Here is a 16,098-nt window from a genome sequence, read left to right as displayed (position 1 = left end):
GCCGGTCAACGACCGGCTTTTTTGTATGCGAGGCGGGTGCTTACTTGGCCGCGTTCACCATGTACTGAACCACGGCCTTGATTTCGCCGTCGGACGCTGCGGAGCCGCCCTTGGGAGGCATTGCGCCTTTGCCCTTGATGGCGCTGGCGGTCAGCCCATCGACGCCAGCGCCCACGCGTGGGCCCCAGGCGGCCTTGTCACCGAGCTTGGGGGCGTTGGCCACACCCGTTGCGTGGCAGGTGGCGCAGACCTGGCCGTACAGCGCGGGGACGGCACCGCCGGCGGCGGCAGGTGCCGCAGCGGGTGCCGCACCCTTATTGGCGGCGGCCAGGGCCGCCACGACGTCAGCCGATGGGGCCGCGGCGGCCGGTGCGTCGGCGGGAGCCGCTGCTGTCGCGGCAGGTGCCTTGGGTTCGGCGAACTTGCCGCCGGCGGCCGTCGTCATGTAGACCACGGCGCGGCCAACTTCGATGTCTTCAAAGTCGCCGCCGCCTTGCGCACCCATCGCGCCCTTGCCCTTGAGGGCGGAATGCCAGAGGGCGTCGAAGCCGGTCTTGATGCGCGGTGCCCAGGCGCCCGCGTCGCCGAACTTCGGTGCGCCGGCGGCGCCCGTGCCGTGGCAGGTCACGCACTGGGCTTTGTAGACTTCTTCGCCGGATTTGAGGGGACGGTTCGCATCGCGGATTTCAACTGAACCGATTTTCTGGATGCGCTGTGCGACGGCTTTGGCATCTTCGCTGGCGCCTGCGGCCGGCTTGTTGGCCGAAGCGACGTAATAAACCAGGCCGATGATGGCGAAAACGGGGACGACAAAAGAGAAAAAAACCGCTGCCAGCAGCTGCTGGGGCGTCTTGATCGGGCCAGTGTGGGCTTCTTCGTGGGCCGTGGTGTGGTCGTTTGCGCTCATGGCGTCCTCAAAAAACTAAAAATCGGGGGGCTATCGCGTGTTGGTGGCGCGCCTGTATAGCGCTTGCTCAGCAACCTCACATTATAACTGGGGCCTTGCGCAGCCCCGGTGGGCACCATGGCCGGCTGGTAGAATCGGACACGCTGCGCGGCGTGAATCGCTCGCGCGGTGCAAACTGCCCTGATTTCGCGCCCTACGGCCGCGAATTCCGGCGCAAACCGTTTTTCAGCGTTGCGGCTGTAGCTCAGTGGATAGAGTATTGGCCTCCGAAGCCAAGGGTCGTGGGTTCGATCCCCGCCAGCCGCACCAATCGCCATCGCCGCGCCGATGGAATCCTGTCCTTGGAAGCATAACCGTGCCGCTTTTGGATGCATAAGTGTGCCGCGGATCGTCAACGCCACCGCCAAAACTGTAAGACGCTGGTCGATCGTGAACGAGCAGGCTTTACCCCAACTGCCGCACTCGGCGGGCATTGCCTCTCAAGGTTATGGGGAGCGAATTCAGCATGTAAAGGGCGTGCACTAAGCTGAATGCATCGCTGGACGAGCAGCGTGCGGTAGAGCAACCACCTCTACCGCTCGTCGAGTTGATTCGCAGCGTTCTCGGTATCACCCAGTTCTTGGCGCGACACAGCCTTGCCTTTGATCCGGCGCAATGTCGTAAAAAGTTCCTGGGCCTCTTGCAGTATCTTTGTCCCCCGAGGAAAGTTGCCATTTGCGAACAACGCGTAGGCCGGTTGCATTTTCTGGCGCGAAGCCTCCCATTGCTCAATACGCCCACTATCTTTCAACTTGGGCCGTACTGACTGAAAACCATGTCTCAAGCCGGCAAAGACTTGTTCGAGCGACAAGCCATATTTGAAGTTCGGCGCGGTCAACATAACCCAGATGATTGCATCGCGGGTTTCCGCATACCCCTCAACTTTGTAGATGCCGTAGGCCGGTCCCCTTGACGGAGGGGTCAGGCATCAGCGCCTGCGTGGCATGTAGATTGGGATGTAGTTGACGCCGCCTCCGCTTTGGCAGCGACCCTGCTCAATGACTCCGACGTCGCCTTGAATGACTTCCCGCGCAATCTCAGGGAACTTTGCCTTTATGTAGCCTGCGGCCGAAGGCAAATCAGATGTATTGCTAACGCCAACTCGATCTCCCGACGGATTGAAAGCAAAGGTCGTGATGTACTGAATCTCTCCAGGCTTCACCGTGAACATTGCAAGATTCTGCCCACAGTTGGCAGAGTAGCTCTTGTCAGAGATTATCGAGACAAGGGCGTAACCTCGACCGGGCTTCTGAATGCGTAGCTTGCGAACAAGGAATCCGTCGTCGGCGGTCCCGATGATCCCATCAGGTAGAAAACCGTCGGCTACGAATTTTCCAGATTCAGCACTTCCGCTATGAACCACGAGCTTGGTTCCTGCGGGAGCACCGATGATCACAACGCCCTCATCGGGAGAGGTGCGCAACTCTCCCGCAGATTTCAAATTGTTGAAGGAGACGCATGCGCCCAAGGGCAGCGTGATAGATAGGATGATGATGGTTCTGAGGCGCATGGCCGATTGTAGGACTGGTCCGGCTTTCAATCCGACCAAATGACTGTCTTCAGGCGCCCCTTCCCACCAGAGTTGGCGCATTCTCTGCTACGTTACCTTGCGTGGGCGCTCCGTTCTCCAGCTCTGGTTGAACATGAGTCGCGACTGGAAACGCACGAAGCAGGCCGGAAGGCGTCCGCTTGAAGGAAAGGTTAAACCGCATCGTTGCCAACGACTTGGTCTCGGTATTCCCGCCACTTCTGCAAGCCCGCCGCCGGGTGTTCCGACTGGTCCAGAAAGCTGCTGTCGGTCATATCTATGGCTTGGCAACCCATGAGCCCGCACAGCTGAAGAATGCCGCCAACGATGGCATCACTCGCGCGCACGTGAAGCGCCAGGCCCTCCACCGGCTCCTCCTTCCCGATGTTGAACTCGATCGAGCCAAACTCACTGTCGTAGATTCCCCAGTGAGGGTCGCTCCAGCTGGTGCCGGGGAAGACTGAGGACACCGCAGCCTGGACCTCGCGTAGCGATCCCAGAGCTAGCAGCTTTTCGTCATTTGGAATTTCTTCGATGATTTTGTATGACCGCGTAAATTTGTATAGCGAGACATCCCAGCTCATTCATGGCCTCCCACACAGTGCGTTGAATGTAAAAAAGAGTCTAAGGTTAGATGCATGGCTGCATGCCCCGGTTCTCTGGAGTAGGCAGTTCGATGAAAGTCGATGGAAGCGTCAGGCATTCGGCGCTTACTTGCTGGAGTAAGTATCGAGGAACTTTCTGACGAAGTTACCTTCCTCCGTTCCATCGGGCTTGGTAATGAGCCAGTCGATCATCGCTGCCTCGTGAAAAAAGTATGCGTCGCCGTGGCGGAAACCTTCAACGCGCTCGATGTCGCTCCAGATCCTTCCCTCAACCAGGCCGTTGCGAATGCTCTGCACCGCAACAAAGACCTGCTCCACATTTCCCTTCCGATCGAAGAGACGTGTCGTGAGAAAGAAGGATTGGCCTTTCGGGACGCCGATGAGGAAACGCTGCTTGGCCTGTGGATACGAGGCTTTTGCCTGGGCAATGTACGGCGCAATTGCCTTGTCAATGTCCGCCGCCGACTTGGCGCGAACAGGATTGTCTTTCGGAGCGTTTGGCGCCAACGCTGGACCGGCGGCAAGACTGCAGGTTGTGAGCAGCCCGAGAAGCGCGGCGAGAAGAGCGTGTTTCATGGCGTCAGTGGGGTGAGGGTGCCTGATGTTGGTGATGAACTGGCGACAACGGCGTGCTTCGTTCTGAAGTTAATGCACGAAGCCGCCTTCAGATGTTGTGTGTCCGTGCCGATTGACAGCTTATGCCGCATCGCTACTCCTTGGAATAGTTGAAGGGAGCGCTAATAACCACTCGATCGAACTTCTTGGCCAAGGCAGGAGGAAAGGGCTCGAACGGCGCCGCCGCCTCAATAATTCGAACTGCGTGGGCAGCCAAGGCTTCCGACGTTGCTTGGGCGGTGACGATGTTGTTGATCGTGCCCTGCGGCAGAACCTCAAAGGAGACTTCGACGCGCCCGTACAGAGACTTGCCTTCCTCCTTTGGGAAGTCCTTGTTGCCTTGAGATTCAATCCGGATACGAACTCTGTCGTAGTAGCTTCGGACCACTGGGTCGACTGACTTTTGCCAACCAACGGTTGTGCGTTCCTCAACGAGGATGCGTCTCTCTATCTCCGCCAGCGTGCGCTGGAATTCAAAGTATTTTTCTCTTCTCTCCGTGACGTGCGATGGCTCGCCGTCCCGCCGCTCAGGGGGCGGCGGCAGCGTCTGAAGCTGCTTTTTGAGCGCTTCGAGCTGAGCTCTTCGCTTGCGCTTAAGCGCGGCGATCTCTCGTTCTGTCTGCTCCGCACCAGGCCCGATGGAAACGGCGCTGGGATGGCGCGTACCCTCCGCAGGAGCCGCCATGGGCGCGCTGACGAAGATGGCGCAGACGACACTCAGGACATTTGCGGCATAACGCCGAGTTGGCCGGCGACTGGGAAAAGGTGCGACCGCAGGGAGCGGACGCCGCTGGGCGTGCATGCCGAACGACCAGTTAAACATCATGCCTCTGAAACGCTTCAAGCAACCTCCTGCTGTTAGATGCGACGATCAAAGAGTCGCCGTCCGCAATGTAGGCAACCGGTCGATAGGAGCGCACCATTGACCAGAAGCGCTCCTGCATCACGCCAAGCCACTCCAACCTTCCTCGTTCCCAAGTCGGATCGTACGCGCTCTCAATTTCCTCCAAAGTACGGAGTGTCCAAGCGGTGCGGTTGACAAAGCAATCGTATGCAGGAAGAGCTTCGGCTTGCTGCGCGAGTTCGAACACCCACCACTCATCATATTGCTCCGAAGGGAGCGTCAAGCCGGCATGCAGAGGCGGACTCAGCATGCCGGCAGGAAGCGACCGCCATCCAATGGACTGCTCCTCATCCGACGGATATATGGGGCCGGAATCAAAGCAGGAGATCAGAAGATGGTTGTCTTCGCAGAGCCCGGACACGATGTGCGCGAACGACAGGACAGCGCCGTCCAGTTGCAGCCATTCGAAGCCGTCGACCTGACCTGACCCGCGACGAATCATGAGGTTTTACGTTCGACTCAATGGAGGGGTTGGATCACTGAGCGAGATCAATTCGGCGCCCTGTGCCTTCCTGCTCGAACGCCATGCGCTCGATTTTCCATTGCCCAAGATCCTTGACCGCCTCCACATAGGCCGTGCCCTTGCCCTTTGGTCCCTCGACGGTGAACGACAGGCTCGCGCTACCGCGCGGGCCGGACACCTCGATGCTGCCCATAGGCATGCCTGCCGACATGGGCTTTCCTATGAGCTGAGATACCTGTTCGTCTGCACCCAGCTTGACCATCGCAAGTTTGAAGGCCTCGGAGCTCTTAAAAGAAGCGGCGATCGTGAAGAACAAGGCAACACACCCTAGGATAGCGCCTACCCATACGGCTACGCCCCACTTGGCCCAACGCCGTTGCATGGCCTTGAATTGATCAACGCTGTCCCAGCGCTTGTTTCGCCAGGCCCAGGAACTGCCTTTCGCTCCCAAGATGAAGATCATGACCACGTTGACGAAGGGCACGAACATGAGCAACGCGATGAATGTGTTGTTGCCTATACCCCAGATCCAGTTCAGAAGGAACGCTCCCCAGTTCCACTTATCGATGTCTGCGGGGACGGTCGCTGCTGCACCCTGGCCCGATGTGTTCTCCATACGATCTCCCTCAAGCGGTAATGCTCGCATGATCATTTTTCGATTCGACGTTTTTCGCCGGCCTTCTTTCGTTGGCCCGCCCGTTCTTGAGCCCGGCTTTCCTGCTGCTGCCGAATTTTTTCTTGCCGCTGTTCCCGCAATGCCTGTCGTGCTGCCTGTCTGTCTTTCGATACCTCAGCGGCCCGGGATTGGCCGGTGTTGTTTCCCGGCTGCTTGAGGTCCGCCCGTCCCTGGCGAAGAGCTTGCTGACGCTGCCGGAACTGCTCGAAACGCTCGTTGGAGCGCAGTTTTCCACGTTCGCGCAAACGTTCTTCCATGCGCTGGCGAATATTTTGGGCATGGTTGTTTATCGCGCTTTCCTGTCGTGTACGCAGGCGTTCAAAAATACCAGGGACGACTGCATGGCGCAAAGGTCGCGCTCCTGAACTCGGCGAATAAGCGGCCGTGCCGGACGCAATGTTCACGACTCCGTTTTGGTTGCGCAAAGTGGTCGCGCCCTCGTTGACATGGTTATGGACCCCTGGCTCAAGGCCTGCGGTATCTCCAGCTTGTACCAGTACCACTTCGTGATCGGTGCCTCTGACCCCAATCGTGGCAGTGTTGGCGGTGATTCGATAACGCGGCGCGTCGAGCTTGCCGATCCACCCGGTCACCGATCGCAATGCGCCTCTGATCAAGTCAATTGTCGCCAGGTCTGTGGCATCGCCTGTAACGACGTACTGGGCTATCCGGACAGTCGAGTTCGGTCGTATGGCGAGGTAGCCACCATCGTCAAACGCAACGTGGGCCTCAGAGTCGTTCCTGGTTTCAATGAGGTCGCCTTGGAGCAGCTTGGCGCCTTTCACCATGCCTGTTGGTTGCTGCCCGGCCCTGCGCAAAGTGACCTCACCCACCACCAAATCAGCACTGCCAATGCTTTGAGTAATGCCAGTTCCTCCCGAGCCCACTTGCGCGGACCCGTTGCGCCACCAGATCACCGTCGTCAACGATACGAGACTCGCCAGCATGCGCCGGCGGAAAAGAAGCGGGGACAGGTTCATAGGTGTAGTTCTGGTTTGATCTCAAGCGTTCGGCGTCGCAGCGGTGGACTCGCATTTCATGATGAGGCCGCCTCTTGCAGCGCCCTGAGTTGTGCCAAGGATTCCTGCGCCCGTTCGACGGGAACAAATATGTGGTCATGGTAGGCCGCTGCGACGACATTGCAACTGATGCCGACCTTGCTCAGTGCATGTGAGAAGGCTGCCGTCAGACCGACTGCCTGAAGATCGGAGTGGACCTTGAGGGTGATCCAGGCGGCGCGGAACAGGATCGGCAGATCGGCTTTGAGCGCTTCGGCCTCTGACGTGATGACCGTCGTGCCTTCGGCTTCTTGAAACGTTGCGATTGCCTGGACAGAACTCAGCTCGGTGTTGGCCGGAACGACGGAGTAAACGTACACACCCTCGTGCAGCACCGGCTCCATGGTGCGCAAGAGTGTTGCGAGGTCAGAGACGGGGGTGTTCACGACGCCTGACGTTGGAGATGACCGGCGCACAAGAATGGCCGCGGAGTAGCCGGAGGCACTCGTGCGTCCGTGTCGATTGACCAGTTAGACCTGCGCCGACGGTGGATAGAGATCAGTGCACTCACTTCAGACGTACTCCACAATGGGGACAGGCTAGAGGGTCGCTCGGAAATACATTATTACGGCGCGCTACCAGCCACGCTCGCGGGAACGGCTGGCGATTGCAGCTAGGGCACCGGAATGTATTCTGGGCCCATAGATGCGTACCGAAAAAACCAACAATTGCGCCACTGCAAATCATGAACGGAAGCAAGCGCGCGCCATGCACAAGCGAAGTTGCCATGCCGACAAAGAACGCCAGGACGAACCACACCGCGCGCGATTTTCGAATTTGCGCTAGAGCTCGGCGCCGCTGAAACTCGGGGATAACGTCTGATCGGGACATGGCTTCCGTGCGGTCTAACGTTTGACATAATCGGTGGCCGACGGGCGAAGCTCGTTGGACGTCCGGTTGATGGAAGGGCTAGGCGCCTGCATAGCGAGCAAACAACTCGTAGCTGCCTAGGCTGCTAACCACATTGCGACCAACCCAAGACTTCCCGCCAGGGCAACGATACCAATGACGACGGCCAGGCGATATGGTGACGCGGCGCTCCCGGCTGCCCACTCATCTACAGGACGCAACCACTTAATTTCCCTGTACTGAAACAGCCATTCTCCGGCTGCGGTTAGCGGCACAGGCAATACGATGAGTGCCAGCCAACCGAGGGCAGTGCCAGGAAAGTGTGGAAGCACGAGAAGCAGCGTGACTGGGAACAACACTACGCTAAGCACGACATAGACCACCGCGAATCGGACAGATCGGTTCATTCGGGCGCCTAACGTAATGTATACCGCAAGGTCTGCGGTATAACATCGCCCCTGCCGTACAGCCTGGCTGCTGAAAATCCAGTCAAGTGCCTGTTGTTAAAAGACTTATTGCCCATTTTGAGTTTCGCTCAGGTCGATAAAAAAGGAACCAAACCCCGCATACCGATTCTAGGCGGACAGTCAAGACCAGATATCGCGGGTACAGGCCATTACCGCTGCCAGTTGGCGCATTCTCTGCCACATTACCTTGGGTGGCTCACCGTCCTCCAACTCCATTTGAGCCACGGCCGCAGATGGCACGCTCAAGGGTGCTTCGTCAAGCGCGGCCCGCATCTGCGCAATGTGCTTAGGAGTAATTGTGTCGGTGACCAGTGCGTGACGCAGGGTGGCGGGCGGTATAGGCTCGCTGTAGCTAATGCCGCCTGAACGTGCGGCCATTTCCCTGTCGCGGCCGCAGTCCGCGTTCGACGTATCGCGGCGGCACAGTTATGTTTCCAGGGATAACCCCGCATGTGAATCAGCGCGACGGCCGCCAGGACTTCAGCAGCTCCCGCGACGCGGCACAGGCCCGCGCGGCGCGTTGCGGCAGTCCCAGCTCCGGATGTGTCTTGCCGGCCGGCACCTCCACCGACAAAGGGATGTCGGCGGGCAAGGCATCCATGTAATCTTTCAGCGGCAACTCGCCTTCGCCCGGGAACAAGCGCCCCTGGCGCGCTTCGTCCGTGATGCCGGCATCGGTAGGATCCCTGAGCGGCGCGTCGCACAGCTGCACTGAGCCGAGCAGGGCGGCCGGAACATCGCGCAGCATGGCGGCGGTTCCTCCGGAGCGGTACAGGTGCAGCAGGTCTATGAGCAGCCTGCCGTTGGGCCGCGCCGCGCGCTTGACGATGTCGAGGGCCTGCGGCAGCGTGCCGACGATGCGAAAGCGCATGAACTCCAGGTCCACGCCTATGCCGACACCGGCGGCAAGGTCGCACAGCGCGCCGAAGTTTTCAGCCAGGCGCTCGAAGTTCGCGTCGTCGCCCGAGACGCTGAGCCGCTTTGCGCCAAGTTCGGCGGCCAGCGCCAGGGTCGCCGCGTAGTTGTTCACACGCAGCTGCGGCGCGATCGAGAGAAACTCCACGTCATGCACGCCGACGCCGGCATCGGCCAGGCGGCGGCGCCATTCGATGACCGTGGGCCTGCTCAGCGGATAAGCCGTGCCGCCGGGCGCGACGGGAAAGACGCGTATGCCGACCTTCTGATAGCCGGCCTGGGCCGCGAGATCAAAGAAGGCGGGCGGCGCCACGTCCAGCACGGTGAGATGGGCAAGAGACAGCGGAGTCACGCTGTCTCCCTCAAGCCGGCAGCGCGACCGCGCGTCCCGTCGTTGCTGCCTTCGTCACCGCCAGCGTCGCTTCCAGCGTGCGGAAACCGTCCTGCGCCGAACACACGGGCGCTTCGCGGCCCTCGATGAGGGCGGCGAAGTGGCGTAGCTGTTCGGTGTAGGGGCAGCCGATGTGCAAGGCGGTGCGTTCCATGGTCAGCGGGTCGTGCCAGCCCTGGGCCGGGCCCTGGTCCTGGCGGTAGCGCCAGACTTCCAGGCGCGGCAGGGTCAGCGAGCCTTCGGTGCCTGAATAGAAATGCGCGTTGATGTCCTGGCGCGGGAAGCGCTCCGCCTCGCCCGCCGCCAGGTCCCAGTTCCAGGGCGCGGCCGCCGTGTCCGACACGGTGACCGTGCCCAGCGCGCCGTTGCGAAAGCGCAGCGCGACTACCGCGGTGTCCTCGACTTCGAAGCCGCGAACCGCGCTGGAGGCCAGGGCCTGCACGCTGTCGATTTCCCCGTAGAGATGCCGCATCAGGTCGATGTCGTGGATCAGGTTGATCAGGATGGGGCCGCCGCCTGGCTTGCGGCGCCAGGCCACGTCGAAGTAGTCCCGCGGCTTGAGCCAGGTGCACATCGCCGTGGCGCTGACCGGCCGGCCCAGCGTGCCGGCGGCCACGATGGCCTTGGCCTTGCGCATGATGGGGTTGTGGCGGCGCTGGTGGCCCACCAGCACCGGCAGCCCGGTGGCGCGCGAGGCTTCGCAGATGCGCCGGCCGTCGGCCAGGGTGTCGGCGATGGGCTTTTCGACCAGCACCGCGGCGCCGCGCTCCAGGCAGTCGACCGTGATCTGGGCGTGCGTCACGTTGGGCGTCGCGACGATCACGCCCTTGGGCCTGGTTTCGGCCAGCAGGCTTTGGTAGTCAGGGAAACAGGGGACGCCGATGGAGCGCGCGAAGTCGGCGGCCGCCGGTGTCGGGTCGGCGATGCCGGTGAGTTGGACGTCCGGGCTTTTGAGCGCACGGTCTATATGGGTGATGCCGATCAGGCCGGCGCCGATCACGGCGATGGGGAGTCTGCTCATGGGTCCTTTTCTGGGTGAGGGCTGTTGTTGAGCTGGAGTCTAGTAACAACAAAAATATCTACAACTGACAAATAGTTGAGTCATATTCAACGAGCTGTTGATAATCAAGGCCATGGACCTGAAGGATCTCCAAGTGTTTTGCGAGGTGGTGCGTCGCTCCGGTTTTGCCGCCGCTTCGCTGGAGGTCGGCACCACGCCGGCGCACATCAGCAAGCGCATAGGCATCCTGGAGTCGCAGCTGGGTGTGCGCCTGTTCCACCGCACGACACGCCGCGTGGTGATCACCGAGGACGGCGAGCGCGCCTACCAGTGGGCGCGGCGTATCCTCGATGACACCAACGCGATGTCCGAGGCTTTCAGCAGCGCCAAGAGCGAGCCCTCGGGCCAGTTGCGCATCGCGACCAGCCAGCACCTGGGCCGCGAACATGTGGCGCCCATACTCTCTCTGCTTGGCACGCGTTACCCCCGCATCGAGGTCTGGCTCGAACTGCTGGACCGGCGCGTGGACCTGGTCAGCGAGAACTTCGACCTCGACATCCGTGTCGGCGAGCCGGCCCAGCCGCAGCTGATCGCCCAGCGCCTGGTCGAGAGCTGGCGCATCCTGTGCGCCTCGCCCGTCTACCTGGCGCAGCGCGGCCACCCCAAGTCGGTGGCCGAACTCGCGGAACACGAATGCCTGCTGTACCGCGAGCGCGAGCAGCCCTTCGGCACCTGGCGCCTGATGGGGCCCAAGGGGCCGGAGTCGGTCAAGGTAACCAGCCGCTTCAGCTCCAACCACAGCGACGTGGTGAAAGGCTGGAGCGTGGACGGCAAGGGCATCTGCCTGCTGTCGATATGGGATGTTGCGCAGCCCCTGCGCGACGGCCGGGTGGTGAGGGTGCTGCCCACACACCACGAGCCGGCCGATGTCTGGGCCATGACCAGCACCCGCTCGGCCGGCTCGGCCAAGGTCAGGGTCTGCGTCGAGTTCCTCAAGGAGCAACTGGTGCGGGGGCCGCACGCGCTGCAGATAGGCGCGCGCTCGCTGCGGTCCGCCTAGACCGCGAACCGAGGCCGTCCCTGGCGGCCCGCAGCTTTTTCACACGTTTTAGTTCGGCTGCATGCCCCGCCCGCGTGGCGTTTGCCGGTTTCCCGCTCGATGGGAGGGGAGAGATGCGCCTCTTTGAATACTTTAAAAGTATCAAGTATCGCGAATCAAGATATTTTACATGCGGCACATGCCTTCCTAGAATCGCCGAAAACAGCGCTGGGATTTGCAAGTTGTTACAGATCGCCACTCCCGGCCGCTCGCAAAAAGATCGTCAAGGAAACGCTGGATCCCTGATCCACTTGTGCCGCAGATAGCCGGGAAACCGGCATCCGGGCACGCCGCGTGAAGCCTTTTCGCTGCACATGTTTTCGACAGGATGGGATTCGATATGACGTGCATTCGCAATAGGTGGTTACAAGTGGTGGTGGCCATGGGGCTGGCCTTTCTGTGTGTGCGCCTTTTTGCCGCCGCAGACAAGGCCGGCGGCGAGCCGCCCGGGGAGCAGGTGATTGACCTGGAAACCACCGGCGCGGCTTATCCCTTTGCGGTCTATTCCAATATCGACCTGCGCCGGCCGGCCCCCGGCATCGAGCGCGCCGTGGTGTTTGTGCATGGCGTGCAGCGCGACGCCGACCGCTACTTCGGCGTGGGCCTGGGGCTGCTACAGGCCGCGCGGCTGGACGCATCCAGCACCGTGTTGCTGGTGCCGCATTTCCTGACGGCGTCGGACCCGTCGCCGGACGGCAGGATCCCGCTCTGGCGCGGCGGCAACTGGATGCAGTGCCAGGAGTCCCGCGGCAAGGAGGCCATCAACTCCTGCGGCGTGCTCGACGACATCGCCCGCTACCTGAGCGCGGACAAGCGTTTCCCCATGCTCAAGGAACTCGTATTTATCGGCCACTCGGCCGGCGGCCAGCTGATGCAGCGTTATGCCGTGCTGAACAACAGCGAGGAGGCCTTGCGCAAGGCGGGCATACGCGTGCGTTATGTGGTCTCCAGCCCGTCCTCCTATCTGTACCTGGACGCCAACCGTCCCGAGGGCGACGACTTCAAGCCGGTGAACAGCATTCTCTGCCCCGGCTACAACAACTTCCGCTATGGCCTGGCCAACATGGTTCCCTACGGCCAGGGCCTGGACGGCGAACAGCTGTTCAAGCGATATGCGGCGCGCGAAGTCCTCTACCTGGTGGGCGCGCAGGACAACGACCCGGCCTACGAATCGCTCGACAAATCCTGCGGTGCCGCCATGCAGGGCACGGACCGCCTGAACCGGCACAGGAACTACATGCGCTACGAACAATTTCTGGCCCGCAAGTGGAGCACGCCCGTGGCGCGCGCCGTCGTGGTGGTGCCGGACGCGGGCCACGAAGCAGCCGAAATTTTTGAATCGCGCGAGGTCGCCGCAAAAATTTTCCCGGCCGTCGGCCACTAGCGAAAAGCTGGGACAGCACAAGGACACACAGGGAAAACAGGGAATACAGGGAAAAACAGAGGACACGCCGAAACGCGGGCTCAAGCAGAAAACAAAAGAAGCGCCGACGGTGTGAACACAACAACAAGACAGAAAACGACAACATGATGGAACCCTCACGCCTTGCCGCGCCCCGGCGAAAAATCCTCGCATCGCAGATCTGCGCGATGCTGGCCGCCGCGCCCTTCACCGTGCCATTTGCTGTCCAGGCCCAAACACCGCCCAGCGCCGGCACCCTGTTTGACGCGAACCGGCAGCAGCTCTCGCCCACGGAAAGCACCGGCGCGCCGGCGACGGTGCAGCGCCCCGCGCGCATCGAGAAAGAAACGGAAGGCAGCGACGAAGGCCAGGGCCTTTCCGCGGGCGGGCCGGGCGTGCAGGTCACGGGCTTTGTGCTGAGCGGCAACCGGTCCCTGCCGGCTTCCGAACTGCAGGGCCAGTTGCAGGAGTTTGTCGGCCGCGAGCTGGACTTCGCCGGGCTTGGCAAGGCCGCCGCCAAGATCACCGCCTACTATCGCGCGCGCGGCTACCTGGTGGCGCGCGCCTATCTGCCGGCCCAGGAAATACAGGGCGGCGTGGTCGCCCTCGGCATCCGTGAAGGCGTCATAGGCCGGGTGGTGGCGGAGCCCGACACCAATGTGCGCCTGGACCCGGAGCTGATAGGCCGGCACCTCGCGGGGCTGCAGCCGGGCGAGGTGATCCAGGAAAGCGACCTGGAAAACACGCTGCTGCGCCTGTCCGACATCGCCGGCGTGACGGTCAAGGCGGTGCTGCGCCCGTCGGCGGAGCCGGGCGCCACCGACGTTATCGTCAAGGTCAGCGAGATGGGCGCGATCACCGGGCGCGTGAGCATAGACAACGGCGGCAGCTTTTACACGGGCGCCAATCGCCTGTCCGCCAACCTGAGCCTCAACGATGCGCTGGGCATGGGCGAAAGCTTCAGCTTCAACACCCAGCAAACCTTTGAAGGCCTGCGCATCGCCGGCGTGGGCTATCAGCAGCCCCTGGGAACGACAGGCCTGACGGTGGGCGCGAACTTCGCGGGCCTGCAGTACAACATCGGGAAAAACCTCAAGGAGGTCCAGGCCAGCGGCGAAGCCCGCATCAGCACGCTGTTCCTCAACGCCGCGCTGTTGCGCAGCCGGCGCGCCAACGTCAATGCTTCGCTGGCGGCGGAATACCGGCATTTCCAGGACACCACAGGCGGCACCACCGTCGACAAATCCGCCCATGTGCTGAGCGCGGGCCTGTCGGGCGATTGGCGAGACGCTCTGACCGGCGCGCCGGCCAGCAACAGCTGGAATGCGCGTGTGGGCATGGGCCACCTGAAAAAAGAAACGGCCAACGACGCCGCGCTGGACCGCTTCACGGCCAATGCGGCCGGTGATTACAAAAAACTCAACCTGTCTTACAGCCGCCTGCAGCAGCTGGGCGGCGGCTTCTCGCTGCTGGGTTCCGTCAGCGCGCAGTACGCCGACAAGAACCTGGACGCATCGGAAAAAATGAGCCTGGGCGGCTCCAATGGCGTGCGCGCCTACCCGGCCGGCGAGGCCGCGGGCGACCAGGGCATGCTGGCCCGGCTGGAATTGCGCAAGACCCTGGGCGTCGTCGGCAACTCGGTGGTGGAAGGCGCGCTGTTCGCCGACGCGGGGCGCGTGACCATCAACAAAAAACCCTGGGACGCCAGCGAAAACCGCGCCAGCCGCTACGGTTACGGCGTGGGCCTGAACGTCTACAACAAGGACCTGGTGTTCAACGCGAGCCTGGCGATATCGCCCGGCGTCAACCCGACCAGCGAACCGAAAAGCGCGCGCCGCCTGTGGCTGTCGGTCTCGGGTTCGCCCCAGGCCTTCACCGGCCTGGCCTCCAGCAGCAGCGGCGGCAACAAAGGCGAGGATTTCGAGGAGGCGCAGGACGGCATGCTGTTTTACGGCTCGCTGGGCATCATCCCCGAATACGTGAGCCGCTCGGACTCCACGCCCGCGGCGCCCGCCGACCAGAGCAAGCTGGCCACGCCCAACGGGCGCAATATGTCGGGTTTCTGGCGCGCGCGCGACAACGTCTCTTATATAGGCGCGCGCGGCGGCATCCCGATTTACGAGCAGTGGAAGCTGCTGTGGCAGCTGGAGCTCGGCCTGTCGCTGAGCGCGGGCGCCGCCGGTGTCGATGCCTCGCCGGACTGGACGCACAGGCAGGAGCTGCGCAACACCGGCGTGGCCGTCGCCCATCCCGACGCCGGCACCGCGATGTACGGCAACTGGGACATGCCGCTCAAGGAAAGCACAACCTCCTTCGACCCCTTCGGCGCCACCACCAGCGCGGCCCACTACAACATCATCGGCTCCCCGGGTTTTGCCACCAGCATCACCCGTAACTCGGGCCCGGTGGGCACGGCGGCGGTGAACAACAACGACGATGCCGCCTTCAACCGCCGCCAGGCCGGCGTATACGGCTACTGGACGCCCAAGATGGGGGGCTTTCAGCTCAAGCTGGCGTATTCGAACAACGGCATGAAGGCCGCACCTGATGTTGACACCGGCTACCTCTACGGCGGCAGCCTGTCCTATGAGAACGGCGGCTTCTCCGCCGTGGTGGCGGCCGAGCAGCACATCAATTACTTCGGCATCGCCAGCCTGGGCCGCAACGCGCGCGGCGTGGGCACCAATACCCATGTCACGCAGGGCACCACGTCGGACGACTACAGCGTGCGCTACGGCGTGGCCTACGATTTCGGCGACACCAAGGTCTCGCTGATCGCCGACGAGCTGCGCTACGCCGAGTCCGGCGTCGTCAACACCAGCGTCACCTCCAGCGACATGTCCAGCTACCGCCGCCGCGCCTACATGGTCGGCGTCACCCACAAGATAGGCGCCTGGCAACTGCGCGCCAGCCATGCCAAGGCCTTCGCGGGCGACTGCACCATGATTTCCGGCAACGGCGTGAACTGCTCGACCGATGGCATGGGCGCGACCTCCCAGGCGATCGGTTTTTCCTACAACTGGAGCAAGCAGCTCAGGATCTTCGGCCAGTACGTGGTGCTGCGCAACCAGCCGCTGGCCAACTACAACTACGCCGTCGCCGGCGTGTTCGGTACCTCCGGCGTCGGCACCACGATTCGCGCGGTCGGTGTCGGTATCAACTACACATTCTGAGGGGCTC

At 62.1% G+C, this 16,098-nt stretch carries 15 protein-coding genes and 1 tRNA gene; 4 read left to right on the top strand and 12 right to left on the bottom strand.

The genetic code is table 11. The features are described from left to right. Positions 1 to 40 precede the first annotated feature (40 nt). Positions 41 to 907 carry a c-type cytochrome gene (locus ACEN8I_RS11730; RefSeq protein WP_413328622.1) on the bottom strand — a complete coding sequence of 289 codons (867 nt, stop codon included), beginning with the start codon at positions 905 to 907 and terminating at the stop codon, positions 41 to 43. 233 nt (positions 908 to 1,140) lie between these two features. On the opposite strand from ACEN8I_RS11730, the gene ACEN8I_RS11725 reads away from it, so the two are divergent. Continuing rightward, a tRNA-Arg gene (locus tag ACEN8I_RS11725) sits at positions 1,141 to 1,216 on the top strand. Positions 1,217 to 1,478: 262 nt separating this feature from the next. Here ACEN8I_RS11725 and ACEN8I_RS11720 read toward each other — a convergent pair. The 11 genes from ACEN8I_RS11720 to ACEN8I_RS11670 all read right to left on the bottom strand — a co-directional run bounded on the left by ACEN8I_RS11720 (position 1,479) and on the right by ACEN8I_RS11670 (position 10,438). Further along, complete coding sequence (locus ACEN8I_RS11720) at positions 1,479 to 1,787, bottom strand: hypothetical protein (protein WP_413328621.1); 309 nt, start codon at positions 1,785 to 1,787, stop codon at positions 1,479 to 1,481. A gap of 87 nt (positions 1,788 to 1,874) precedes the next feature. Next, entirely contained in the window at positions 1,875 to 2,537 is a 663-nt protein-coding gene (locus ACEN8I_RS11715) for a hypothetical protein (RefSeq protein ID WP_413328620.1), read from the bottom strand. Positions 2,538 to 2,647: 110 nt separating this feature from the next. Beyond that, positions 2,648 to 3,058, bottom strand: coding sequence for a hypothetical protein (locus ACEN8I_RS11710; protein ID WP_413328619.1), 411 nt, complete (start codon positions 3,056 to 3,058; stop codon positions 2,648 to 2,650). A gap of 126 nt (positions 3,059 to 3,184) precedes the next feature. Continuing rightward, the gene (locus ACEN8I_RS11705) at positions 3,185 to 3,655 is read right to left on the bottom strand and encodes a hypothetical protein (protein WP_413328618.1); all 471 of its coding nucleotides are present in this window, start codon (positions 3,653 to 3,655) and stop codon (positions 3,185 to 3,187) included. Between the two features lie 133 nt (positions 3,656 to 3,788). Beyond that, complete coding sequence (locus ACEN8I_RS11700; protein ID WP_413328616.1) at positions 3,789 to 4,538, bottom strand: energy transducer TonB; 750 nt, start codon at positions 4,536 to 4,538, stop codon at positions 3,789 to 3,791. Then, on the bottom strand, positions 4,510 to 5,040 hold the full coding sequence (locus ACEN8I_RS11695) for a hypothetical protein (protein ID WP_413328615.1): 531 nt from the start codon (positions 5,038 to 5,040) through the stop codon (positions 4,510 to 4,512). The genes ACEN8I_RS11700 and ACEN8I_RS11695 overlap by 29 nt, the downstream gene beginning before the upstream one ends. A 34-nt stretch (positions 5,041 to 5,074) precedes the next feature. Continuing rightward, positions 5,075 to 5,677, bottom strand: a complete 603-nt coding sequence (locus tag ACEN8I_RS11690; protein ID WP_413328614.1) for a cytochrome c oxidase assembly factor Coa1 family protein — start codon at positions 5,675 to 5,677, stop codon at positions 5,075 to 5,077. A gap of 32 nt (positions 5,678 to 5,709) precedes the next feature. After that, positions 5,710 to 6,717 carry a FecR domain-containing protein gene (locus tag ACEN8I_RS11685; protein WP_413328613.1) on the bottom strand — a complete coding sequence of 336 codons (1,008 nt, stop codon included), beginning with the start codon at positions 6,715 to 6,717 and terminating at the stop codon, positions 5,710 to 5,712. Between the two features lie 56 nt (positions 6,718 to 6,773). After that, positions 6,774 to 7,181: an ACT domain-containing protein gene (locus ACEN8I_RS11680; protein WP_413328612.1), complete on the bottom strand. Its 408-nt coding sequence runs from the start codon at positions 7,179 to 7,181 to the stop codon at positions 6,774 to 6,776. 1,387 nt (positions 7,182 to 8,568) lie between these two features. Beyond that, the gene (locus tag ACEN8I_RS11675) at positions 8,569 to 9,378 is read right to left on the bottom strand and encodes a sugar phosphate isomerase/epimerase family protein (RefSeq protein WP_413328611.1); all 810 of its coding nucleotides are present in this window, start codon (positions 9,376 to 9,378) and stop codon (positions 8,569 to 8,571) included. 10 nt (positions 9,379 to 9,388) lie between these two features. Continuing rightward, complete coding sequence (locus ACEN8I_RS11670) at positions 9,389 to 10,438, bottom strand: Gfo/Idh/MocA family protein (protein WP_413328610.1); 1,050 nt, start codon at positions 10,436 to 10,438, stop codon at positions 9,389 to 9,391. A gap of 112 nt (positions 10,439 to 10,550) precedes the next feature. Here ACEN8I_RS11670 and ACEN8I_RS11665 point away from each other — a divergent pair, with 112 nt between their 5' ends. The 3 genes from ACEN8I_RS11665 (at position 10,551) to ACEN8I_RS11655 (ending at position 16,091) form a co-directional block, all read left to right on the top strand. Continuing rightward, a complete protein-coding gene (locus ACEN8I_RS11665; protein WP_413328609.1) occupies positions 10,551 to 11,477 on the top strand; it encodes a LysR substrate-binding domain-containing protein in 927 nt (308 codons plus the stop codon). Positions 11,478 to 11,898: 421 nt separating this feature from the next. Next, positions 11,899 to 12,900, top strand: coding sequence for an alpha/beta fold hydrolase (locus ACEN8I_RS11660; protein WP_413328608.1), 1,002 nt, complete (start codon positions 11,899 to 11,901; stop codon positions 12,898 to 12,900). Between the two features lie 143 nt (positions 12,901 to 13,043). Then, complete coding sequence (locus ACEN8I_RS11655; protein ID WP_413328607.1) at positions 13,044 to 16,091, top strand: ShlB/FhaC/HecB family hemolysin secretion/activation protein; 3,048 nt, start codon at positions 13,044 to 13,046, stop codon at positions 16,089 to 16,091. Positions 16,092 to 16,098: the final 7 nt, after the last annotated feature.

The sequence above is a fragment of the Polaromonas sp. CT11-55 genome, assembly GCF_047303325.1.
In the GTDB taxonomy this organism is placed as follows: Bacteria; Pseudomonadota; Gammaproteobacteria; order Burkholderiales; family Burkholderiaceae_C; genus Polaromonas.
This window is presented reverse-complemented; position numbering and strand designations above follow the sequence as displayed.

What these genes read in the sequence shown, in the direction of transcription:
- ACEN8I_RS11730 (WP_413328622.1), bottom strand. Translation starts at nt 907, where the DNA reads ATGAGCGCAAACGACCACACCACGGCCCACGAAGAAGCCCACACTGGC.
- ACEN8I_RS11720 (WP_413328621.1), bottom strand. Translation starts at nt 1,787, where the DNA reads ATGTTGACCGCGCCGAACTTCAAATATGGCTTGTCGCTCGAACAAGTC.
- ACEN8I_RS11715 (WP_413328620.1), bottom strand. Translation starts at nt 2,537, where the DNA reads ATGCGCCAACTCTGGTGGGAAGGGGCGCCTGAAGACAGTCATTTGGTC.
- ACEN8I_RS11710 (WP_413328619.1), bottom strand. Translation starts at nt 3,058, where the DNA reads ATGAGCTGGGATGTCTCGCTATACAAATTTACGCGGTCATACAAAATC.
- ACEN8I_RS11705 (WP_413328618.1), bottom strand. Translation starts at nt 3,655, where the DNA reads ATGAAACACGCTCTTCTCGCCGCGCTTCTCGGGCTGCTCACAACCTGC.
- ACEN8I_RS11695 (WP_413328615.1), bottom strand. Translation starts at nt 5,040, where the DNA reads ATGATTCGTCGCGGGTCAGGTCAGGTCGACGGCTTCGAATGGCTGCAA.
- ACEN8I_RS11690 (WP_413328614.1), bottom strand. Translation starts at nt 5,677, where the DNA reads ATGGAGAACACATCGGGCCAGGGTGCAGCAGCGACCGTCCCCGCAGAC.
- ACEN8I_RS11685 (WP_413328613.1), bottom strand. Translation starts at nt 6,717, where the DNA reads ATGAACCTGTCCCCGCTTCTTTTCCGCCGGCGCATGCTGGCGAGTCTC.
- ACEN8I_RS11670 (WP_413328610.1), bottom strand. Translation starts at nt 10,438, where the DNA reads ATGAGCAGACTCCCCATCGCCGTGATCGGCGCCGGCCTGATCGGCATC.
- ACEN8I_RS11665 (WP_413328609.1), top strand. Translation starts at nt 10,551, where the DNA reads ATGGACCTGAAGGATCTCCAAGTGTTTTGCGAGGTGGTGCGTCGCTCC.
- ACEN8I_RS11660 (WP_413328608.1), top strand. Translation starts at nt 11,899, where the DNA reads ATGGGGCTGGCCTTTCTGTGTGTGCGCCTTTTTGCCGCCGCAGACAAG.
- ACEN8I_RS11655 (WP_413328607.1), top strand. Translation starts at nt 13,044, where the DNA reads ATGATGGAACCCTCACGCCTTGCCGCGCCCCGGCGAAAAATCCTCGCA.